Origin of the sequence: Methanohalobium sp., assembly GCF_018609725.1 — an archaeon.
Lineage (GTDB): Archaea > Halobacteriota > Methanosarcinia > Methanosarcinales > Methanosarcinaceae > Methanohalobium.
Map to the genome: position 1 here is coordinate 1 of NZ_JAHENT010000124.1, position 9,859 is coordinate 9,859.

The following is a 9,859-nucleotide window of genomic DNA, read 5'->3' on the forward strand; positions in this document are numbered from 1 at the left end:
GGTATACAGTCTGTTGATGTATGAATCCTTAGGCGGTACGATACAGTTTGTGGTCATAAGTATGGGGCCATTGAATTTCTCAAACTCTTCTTTCTGTTTCCACCATGAATCACGAGAAATGGAGCAGGAAGCCAACAGTTTCAACTGTTGGAGGAATGCGTCTAATTATTAAATAAACATTTAATGAATCAATAATAGCATCTCTGATTCATAGTCATTTTATATATGAATGGCATATTTATAGATAACATGTACCTGACATTGAAAGTTAAACTGAATCCCGATAAAGAACAACATGATAAACTACTGACAACCATGAAAAAGTTCAACGAGGCCTGCAACTATGCTTCTGAAGCTGCATGGCACAACAAGAAATTTGGTAAAACCGGGATTCAGAAATTGACTTATTATGACATCAGGCAGGAATTCGGTCTGTCTGCCCAATTGACTGTCAGGGCAATCGCTAAAGTAGCTGAAAGCTACAGCAACGACAGAAAGACCATGCACAAACATTGCACACAGGGGAGCTGTCAGCCTTCCTAATGTCCTCCGCTTAGCTTCTATTAGTTAAGAGATGGAAGGACAAGCTAACCGCTTTAGCGGTTAGTAGCTGACCATAATTGCCCACAAAATGGTCTTATTTTTTTAGCTCAGGGTAAGTATTTGCAGGAAGCATCTCACCGTGGGTATAGACATCAACTCCTGTTCCTTCAGTCGGATTAGTTTATAATTAGAATTTTGTGTTAATTATTGATAGATTTGAATGATTAACTTTAAAAAATAAGGAAGCAAATCTCTTCCGTGATTTTAAAATATCATCAACAAGCAGTTTTATAATACAATAGAAAAACAAAAAACAAAGGAGGTTGATACAATCAGTGACGCTATCAATCCCAACATTAAATTCTACATAAACAGGTATCTGGCACTATTAAATACAAAAATAGCTGCCGGAATTGCCATTGCTACTGCTTTCTTTGGTTTAGCAATAGCCATATACTAATTTATCTAAGAATCACTGGTCATCTCCTGACCAGTCTTCTTTTCATCTCTTTTCAATCCCTAACAGGTCAGATTTTAACGTACTATCTAACAAGCACAATTATGGAGACGACAAAATCCAGATGACACTCATTCAGGACATTACATACGTTATTTTCTTTTAATGCTTAAAGTATAATTTTTCTTTTATGGCTTCAAATATTTAGTAATTATTTAACATTAATTTGTGTTGTTAGTTTGAATTTTTAGATGCTCCAGTTTTCGAAACATTCATTTTGTACTACATCCATGTAGGCATCAAATATACAAATTTATGAAATAAAATGGAGGTATATTAAATGATAAATGACCACTGGAAAGACCTACCTACAGGACCAGATGTACCTGAAATAGTATATGCAGTAATTGAAATACCCAAAGGAAGCAGAAATAAATTCGAATATTCAAAGGAGTTTGGAACCTATATTCTTGACCGTGTATTGCATAGTCCACAATATTATCCCGGAGAATACGGTTTTATTCCTAAAACTATGTATGATGATGGAGACCCAATGGATATCATAGTTCTAATGGATGAAAGGACATTTCCGGGATGTATGCTTGAAGCCAGACCCGTAGGACTTATGTTGATGACTGATTCCGGTGAAACAGATGATAAAATACTGGCAGTTCCTAATAAAGACCCCAGATACAGTCATATAAAGGATATATCTGATGTGACACCACATGTAATGGCTGAAATTAGCCAATTTTTCAGCACTTATAAGGACCTGGAAGATGAAAAAGATGTAGCTGTACATGGATGGGATGATAAAGAGGCTGCAATAAAAGCAATAAACCATTCAGTTGAACTCTACAAAGAAGAATATGGAGAATAAATAGAAGACTAAAACAATTTATTTATAAGAATTTTAAGCTTTTTGAAGTGTGTTATTATCAGAGCTCAACTATCAAATACTGTACTACCTTAACTCATTTCCTGCTTTGGACCCACTGATGATATTTTTAACATGGATTGGTTATTATCCATTATGGATAATTCTAATCTTGTTTCTGTATTATCAGTGGGATAAAACAACAGCAATAAGATATATACTGGTTCTTTTATCAGTATCGTTTATTGTATTTTCACTTAAAGCATATTTGATGGTTCCAAGACCTCAAGATGTGAGAATAGTGTTAGAAGCGTATGGTTACTCCATGCCGAGTGCCCATGCATCCCTTTCGTTTGCATCCGCAGTTTTTTTCCATCCAATTGTTGGCAGACTTAAATATGGTCTATGGTTGCTGACTATCCTTGTAAGTATTAGTCGTATATCACTTGGTGTACATTATCCAGTAGATATATTAGTAGGTGCTTTTATTGGAGGTTTTATTGGATATCTTGGTTATCGCCTAAGACCGCTTTCAAAATCAAGTTTTTGATAATAATTTAGTTCATCCTTCTATCAGGGTTCTTTTAACTTTATTATCCATTTTATCAGTAGCATCTGCATTTTTTGGTATGGTGAATGTAAACCTGCTACCTCTTCCTTCTACACCTTCAACTTGCATTTGTCCACCATGCATCTCAAATATTTTTTTGCCAACGTCAATCCAAGACCCGTTCCAGAATAACGGCGATTTGCACCAGAATCCAGTTGTTTAAATGATCCAAATATTCTGCCTGTTTGTTTTCCGGTATTCCTATACCTGTATCAACAATAAAGAACTGGTATCCATCACCTGTTTAATTTACATTCTCAAGTTTTTATATAATTTATTTGATCTTTTTTAAATAAGTTTTTTAATTAATAGATACCTCCCCTTAAATTTAATAATTTATACGCAATAATTTTTTAGAAGCAAACATTATATAAAACAAAAATAGATATTTCAATATCTAATTATAATAATAGTCTATGATAGACATGGTCTATATTTATGTGTATATTTAAAAGTAAGATATAGGGGTTAATATGAAAACAGGAGTAGCTTTTGATTTGGGGACTAGCGGGTTTAGAGCCCATAAGATGGATCTTGAAACCGGTGAGATTAAAAGGACAGTTATAACATTGAGGAATCCTATTCCTGGAACAAATGTGATGGACCATATGGATTTTGCCATCCATTATGGTCAGGATTTGACCCATAATCTGGTTATTGATGCTATTAAAAATATCATTTCAAAACTTGAAGTTGATATTGATAACCTTGAACGAATTTCAGTATGTGGTAACCCTATCCAGCTTTCGTTGTTCCAGGGAATGACCATAGAGGATCTTGCATACGCAGGGGAACGGAAAAAGGAAAAGTACAATATCAAAGACCAGGAAAGAAAGGCCAATATACTTGATAGTAGTGAAATCAATGGTCTTGAGGATTTTAAAAATTGTAATGTTATAATTCCGCCTGCAATCAGACATGAAGTGGGAGCTGATGCACTGGCGTTGATGGTGGTTTCTGGAATGCTTGACAGCGATGAGATTGCCATAGCCACTGACTATGGAACCAATGCAGAGATGGCTCTGAAAGTAGATGATGTGATATATACAGGGTCTGCAGCAGCGGGTCCAGCTCTTGAAGGTCAGCAGATAAAACATGGTGTTCTTGCATCTCCATACACGATTTCTGATATAGAATTTGAAAATGGATACCTGAGAAATTACGTATTAAATGATGAGATGGCACCAGTAAAAGGCGACCTCGTAGATCCAAACACAGGCGAAGTTAAAGAAGAGGGAAATATTCGTGCAAAAGGTATTACAGGAACAGGTGTAATAGCCCTGATTGACGAATGTATTGAAAACGGATTGATAAAACTTCCAAAAATCCAGACATCTGATGGGATACTAAGGCTTCAGGACAATATTCTGTTCAGTAACAAGGATTTATCTGAAGCAGGAAAAGCTCTTGGAGCATTAAGATCAGGGCATATAACACTCTGTAATGCAGCCGGTATAGAGATGGGTGATGTGACAAGAGCCTATATGTCAGGTGCATCAGGTACATATGTAGATGCATTAAAATCCTACAGAATAGGGATGAGCCCTTATAATGTTGACCATATTTCACAGATTGGTAATACTTCACTTGTGGTTTCAAGAGAGATACTTCTTTCAGAAGACAGATTGTGGGAACTTCAGGATATCGCTAACAAAATAGTTGGTCACCATACCATGTTTGCAACCGAACCTGCGTTCAGGGATACCTATGTACTTGAAATTGCATACTGGGATGAAGGTATGCCTTTCAAAATGCTCAAGAAGTATCTTAAAAAGAAAAACCTTCCACAGATTGATGAACCATCCAAAACACCTGAAGTTGAAAAACGTGTGGTTAAGGATATACCTGTACTCGGGGATGAAGGATTGTATGTTCTTGAAGATGTGGGTACACATCTTACAATGACACTGGAAGACCCAATTAGTTGTGAAAAAAGCGTTGAGGTCTGTCCTACCAGTGCTATAAGTATAGATGATAACGGGAAGGTCTTTATCAGGACAGACCTTTGTGAAGGTATCCACTGCCAGAAATGTGTCAGAGCATGTCCTACAGGGGAATTGAACTGGGATGAACTGGAAGTTATGGGAGTCTAAAACTGGAAGGTTGTATTATGAAAGTCCTTGTTATTGGTGGTTTTCTCGGCAGTGGTAAGACTACTGCTATACTAAACCTTGGTAAATATTTGAGTGAACATAACTACCGTGTAGCCATTATTGTAAACGAAATCGGTGAGATAGGTCTTGATGGTGATGTCATTTCAAAATACGGGTTTGATGCAACAGAATTGACCAGTGGATGCATTTGTTGTAGTTTGAAAACAGATTTGCGGTACACTGTAACCACTTTATATAACAACTATAATCCTGATATTCTTATAATCGAGCCTACAGGTATTGCATTTCCTAATGTAATTCGTAATGAAGTAAATCTTATGAATCTGGGTGATGTTGAATTTGCACCTCTTGTAACACTTATTGATGGAAGCCGATTTAAACAATTGATGAAGGAAATCAAGCATTTTTCCCAGAGGCAAATTATCGATGCTGAAATACTGGTAGTCAACAAGACTGACCTGATAGAATCCCGTCAACTTCCGATAATAGAGGATGCAGTGCATCAGCTCAACCCTGATGCTGATATTATCCGGTTATCCGCTAAAATGGACGATAACAAATTCAGGAAATTTGCCAAACTTATAATTGAAAAACCAGGATTAACACATGAAATAATCGAGGATTTGTCTGAAGAGGAAATAGATTCTATCCAATGTTCCAATGTAGCCACCTATTCCAAAGAGTTTTTTGTGTCCCGGAAGAATCTGGAATCTGATGTTGCCAGTTCTATAGCAAGGGATATAGTCTACACCCTTAAAGATGAGGTTATAAAGTTGAATCCAGAATTTCTGGGTCATATAAAACTGTACCTTGAATACAACTCAAACATGGTCAGGATAAGTATGACTTCTTATTATGATAAACCGGAAGTAGAAGTAGTTGAAACATCCAGAAGAACCCATTATCCAAGGTTAAAAATCCTTACAGCAGTATCAAATGTTGAAAAAAGCGACCTTGTAAATACCGTGGATAGATGTGTAGAAAACAAGTTCTATGAATATAATATAGAAGTAGAAAAATCAGATACTCATAGTCATGAATCGCATAATCATTAATAGGGTTCCCATCTGAAATGATATATAGATAGGATCGAAGGAAGTAATCAATTTAGATGGAAACCTATGTTCCTGAAATAATTTCATGGTTATTTATGTTTTCGGTAAAATACCTGTCTTTAAATATTTATGAGTTTATTTTGAAATTTAAGTTAAAAATGGTAGTGTAGTTAATAAAAAACCGATAATGTATTTATTTAATGTAACCCAAATATTGAACATATACATGAGAAGGGGTCTTAATATCCAAAAATCAGAAAGTTCCATAAATCAAAAAGAAGCATCAACAATACAAAATGTTTTGATGGATTTCATAAACAACGAAGATGTTTTTGTATTTTTGTTTGATGGAACAAAAGACCGATATGTTCAATTTGTTCCTGGAAACATTACACTTCTGGGATATAAACCAGAACAATTCAAACCCGGAACATTGTACTACAATGATATAATACATTCTGTTGATCGGGAGTATGTTGAGTCTGAAATATCAAATTGTTTCGAAAAAAGATGCAGTGGTTATAATCTGCAATATCGGGTATTAACCGGTGAAGGAAATATCAGATGGGTGGATGAGAGAACATTGGTTTTATATGGTGAAGATGGTAGTGTAGATCGTCAGGAAAGTGTTGTTTTTGATATAACTAATAACAAATTATCTGAAATAGATTTAAAAGCATCTGAAGAAAAATACTCGACTTTGATAGAGTATGGGATAGATAGTATTCTCATTGTTCAGGACGGGAATATAAAATTTGCAAACAGGGCTTTTGAAAACATAACGGGTTATAAAAGGGATGAAATCATTGAAACCTCTTTTCTGGATTATATTCCCGTGGAATACCAGAGAATGGTTAACAAAAAATATGAGAAAGTATTGAAAACAGAACCTAAATACCCATACACCTACGAAGTTTATATACAGTCAAAATCTGAAGAATTAATACCTGTAGAAATAAATTTATCAGCAATCAATTTTGAGGCTAACCCTGCTGTAATGTTTAATATACGTGATATTACAGAACGTAAAGAAGCAGAAATGAAATTAAACCTTGATGAATCATGCCTTGAATCACTTTTAAAAATTAACCAGATGTCTGATTTTTCCGATGAGGAAATTACAAATCTGGTTCTGGATGAAATGATAAAATTGACTCATAGTGACAGTGGCTATATTGTATTTTTCAATAATGAGGATGAATCACCTTCTATATATGTTCTGTCAAAAGATGAAACAAATAGTGTCAGTGATAAACAATTCAAAAATAGTCTGAAAAATACGGGTATCTGGAACCGTGTCATCAAACAGAAGCATCCGGTCATTTCAAACAATATCTCTGTTGATTTTTATGACGAAGATTTTTATGGCAATCTTAACATAAAACGGCTGTTGAATATTCCTATATTTGACGATGATAGCGTTGTGGCAGTTGGTGGAGTTTTTAATAAGAATAAGGATTATGATAAGTCCAATATACGGCAATTGACACTATTGCTTAACATCATGCTTGATATTATCCAAAAAAGGAACACTGAGGAGGCTTTAAAGTCATCCGAGGAAAAATATTCAACACTTGTAGAAAAGGGGATTGATGGCACTCTGATAGTCCAGGACGAGGTTATAAAATTTGCAAACAGGGCTTTTGAAAACATAACGGGTTATAAAAGGGATGAAGTCATTAAAACTTCTTTTCTGGATTACATTCCTGTAGAATACCAGAGAATGGTTCTTAAAAAATACAATAAAACTTTGAAAGCAAATCAGTATAATTCACGAGTTTATGAAGTATACTTTTTGTCCAGTACAAAAAATCTGGTTCCGACAGAAATCAATTTTTCACCTATCCATTATAAGGGAAAACCTGCTGTAATGCTTAATGTCAGGGATATCACCAAACAAAAACAAAAAGAAAACGAGCTAATAGAAACAACAAGGATGCAGGGTTTACTTGAGGATATAATAAATAACAGCCCTGCTATTGTTTTTATATGGAGGGCTGAAAGAGATTGGCCTGTGGAATTTGTTTCTGAAAATATAATGCAATTTGGATACATTCCCGAGGATTTTACATCCGAACGTATTATTTATGGAGATATAATACATCCTGATGATTTGCAAAAAGTCCGCAACAAAATGGCAGAACGCTATGAAGATAAATACGGTGAATTTAATCTGGAATACCGTATATTAACCAGTAATGATGAAGTTAGATGGGTGGATGAGAGGACTACAATCCATTATGATGAAAACGGAAACGTAAATTACCTGCAGGGTATAATTATTGACATCACCAAGAAAAAACAGGCTGATAATTTCCTGCGTGTTCAATCTGATACAGGTAGCTTCGTGTCTCCAAAAGGGAATAATCTTCAGGACATTTTTGAACAATATCTGGATTTTTGTATCAGCATGGATCCTATTGATTGTGGTGGTTTATACCTTATCGATGAGGTTACAAATGATTTAAACCTTGTATCCTCTGAAGGTTTAAGCTCTGAATTAATGCAGAAAATGTCCCATTTTACACCCAATTCTATCCAGCACCGATTATTTACAACAGGTCACCCCATTTATAAACTCTATTCTGAAATAATATCTATAACTGGTAATGACCTACCCTATGAAAGGCTACGTGCTACCGCTATTATTCCTGTTAGATATCAGGATGATGTTGTAGCGGTTATGTTCCTTGCTTCAAAAAACAACTATGAAATTTCACAAGATGTGCGTACATCTCTGGAAACAGTTGCAGACCAAATAGGTGAAACAATCGGTTATATAAAATATGAAAACGATTTTGAATATAATAAAGATAATACAAGTAAATTACTGGATAATGTAGATGATTTCATTTTCGTAATTGACTCTGAAGGTCATATCCTTTATGCCAATAAAACAACTCAAGACCGTCTGGGTTATACCGAGCAGGAATTGCAGGAAATGAACATTATAAATCTCCATTACAGTAAACAGGCTCTAAAAGCGGCATCAAATATTTCTGATGTGGTATCTGGCAATCGCTTTTCATGTGACATACCATTAGTTTCCAAAGACGGAACAATTATCTACAAGGATACAAAATTTTCAAAGGGGGAATGGGCCGGTCAGGAAGTAATTATAGGTGTATCCAGAGAAATCGATGAAAGTCACAAGTCATCTAGTGATTAAGTTTTGAAAATGGTGATGGTTTTTAATTGATACTATAACAGAAAACGTGAAGATGGTAATTATGTTAAGCATTAACCCAAAAAAAACCAATGTTTTTGTAAGGTACAATGTCTATATAGAAAATGATATGACACCTGATGAACTGGCAGAGGTACTTTACCCAAAGGATGAATTGGTGTATCCAATTACTATATCTATTTTTGAAGGGGACGAAGATGATGTTGTAGCTTATCTACAGAATGCAATCGATGCGGGCAGGCATCCTATAGACCTTATTAATAATGCGCTTATTAAAGGTATGTCTATTGTCTCCAAACTCTATGATGATGGGGACTTATATTTGCCGGATGTCATTATTTCTGCACAGGCAATGGTAGCAGGTGTCAATTATTGTAAATCAATAAGTACTGAAGAGATAAGTTCAAAAGGTAAGATAGTCTGTTTTGTAGCGGAAGGGGATATCCATGACATAGGTAAAAATATTGTTTCAGTTCTCCTTAAGGCTAAAGGATTTGATGTTGTAGACCTTGGCAGAGATGTACCGGTTGAAGAAGTCGTAGAATCAGTACTAGATGAGAAACCAATAATGGTTTCTGGAACTGCTTTGATGACAACTACAATGTATTCTTTTAAAAAAATCAAAGAAGAACTGACAAGGTTTGATATGAAAACCCCTCTTGTATGTGGTGGGGGTGCAGTTACCCAGGACTTTGTGACAAAATATAAACTGGGCGTATATGGTGAAGAGGCTGCAGATGTTCCAAAAATAGCTGAATCAATTTTGAAAGGTGAAGAAATCGAAAAATTACAGAATCTTTACCATAAACACTGATACGGAGATAATAGCAATGCCAGTTAACAGATGCACAAAAATGGCATATGATAAAGCAGATGACATGGTGTTTGGTAATTCCAAATATCCAGTAAAAGCAGGCTTAGACCTTGAGATAGGTGGGGGTTACACCACAGGTGAAGTGAACTATGCACCGCGACCAGAAGCCGGTACATCTAAAGAAAAACTTGTAAAAGAATAC

The 9,859-nt window shown here is 35.3% G+C and carries 7 protein-coding genes and 2 pseudogenes; 8 read left to right on the forward strand and 1 reads right to left on the reverse strand.

Features of this window, described 5'->3' with window-relative positions:
- Nucleotides 1-108, reverse strand: a pseudogene (locus QZ276_RS08280) (hypothetical protein); the annotation flags it as partial.
- A 141-nt stretch (nucleotides 109-249) separates the two neighbouring features.
- Between QZ276_RS08280 and QZ276_RS08285 the strand changes: the two are divergent.
- The 8 genes and pseudogenes from QZ276_RS08285 to QZ276_RS08320 form a co-directional block, all read left to right on the forward strand.
- Nucleotides 250-510: pseudogene (locus QZ276_RS08285) on the forward strand (RNA-guided endonuclease TnpB family protein); the annotation flags it as partial.
- Between the two features lie 830 nt (nucleotides 511-1,340).
- Nucleotides 1,341-1,880 carry an inorganic diphosphatase gene (locus QZ276_RS08290; protein ID WP_292487039.1) on the forward strand — a complete coding sequence of 180 codons (540 nt, stop codon included), beginning with the start codon at nucleotides 1,341-1,343 and terminating at the stop codon, nucleotides 1,878-1,880.
- A gap of 169 nt (nucleotides 1,881-2,049) precedes the next feature.
- Complete coding sequence (locus tag QZ276_RS08295; protein WP_292487041.1) at nucleotides 2,050-2,427, forward strand: phosphatase PAP2 family protein; 378 nt, start codon at nucleotides 2,050-2,052, stop codon at nucleotides 2,425-2,427.
- 533 nt (nucleotides 2,428-2,960) lie between these two features.
- Complete coding sequence (locus QZ276_RS08300) at nucleotides 2,961-4,580, forward strand: methylamine methyltransferase corrinoid protein reductive activase (RefSeq protein WP_292487043.1); 1,620 nt, start codon at nucleotides 2,961-2,963, stop codon at nucleotides 4,578-4,580.
- Nucleotides 4,581-4,597: 17 nt separating this feature from the next.
- Entirely contained in the window at nucleotides 4,598-5,656 is a 1,059-nt protein-coding gene (locus QZ276_RS08305; RefSeq protein ID WP_292487045.1) for a GTP-binding protein, read from the forward strand.
- Nucleotides 5,657-5,882: 226 nt separating this feature from the next.
- On the forward strand, nucleotides 5,883-8,825 hold the full coding sequence (locus QZ276_RS08310; protein WP_292487046.1) for a PAS domain S-box protein: 2,943 nt from the start codon (nucleotides 5,883-5,885) through the stop codon (nucleotides 8,823-8,825).
- A gap of 61 nt (nucleotides 8,826-8,886) precedes the next feature.
- A complete protein-coding gene (mtaC, locus tag QZ276_RS08315; RefSeq protein WP_292487048.1) occupies nucleotides 8,887-9,657 on the forward strand; it encodes a methanol--corrinoid protein MtaC in 771 nt (256 codons plus the stop codon).
- A 16-nt stretch (nucleotides 9,658-9,673) separates the two neighbouring features.
- Nucleotides 9,674-9,859, forward strand: a 186-nt coding sequence (locus QZ276_RS08320) for a methyltransferase MtaB domain-containing protein (RefSeq protein ID WP_292487050.1), incomplete at its 3' end; no start/stop codon positions are given.

What these genes read in the sequence shown, in the direction of transcription:
- QZ276_RS08290 (WP_292487039.1), top strand. Translation starts at nt 1,341, where the DNA reads ATGATAAATGACCACTGGAAAGACCTACCTACAGGACCAGATGTACCT.
- QZ276_RS08300 (WP_292487043.1), top strand. Translation starts at nt 2,961, where the DNA reads ATGAAAACAGGAGTAGCTTTTGATTTGGGGACTAGCGGGTTTAGAGCC.
- QZ276_RS08305 (WP_292487045.1), top strand. Translation starts at nt 4,598, where the DNA reads ATGAAAGTCCTTGTTATTGGTGGTTTTCTCGGCAGTGGTAAGACTACT.
- mtaC (WP_292487048.1), top strand. Translation starts at nt 8,887, where the DNA reads ATGTTAAGCATTAACCCAAAAAAAACCAATGTTTTTGTAAGGTACAAT.
- QZ276_RS08310 (WP_292487046.1), top strand. Translation starts at nt 5,883, where the DNA reads ATGAGAAGGGGTCTTAATATCCAAAAATCAGAAAGTTCCATAAATCAA.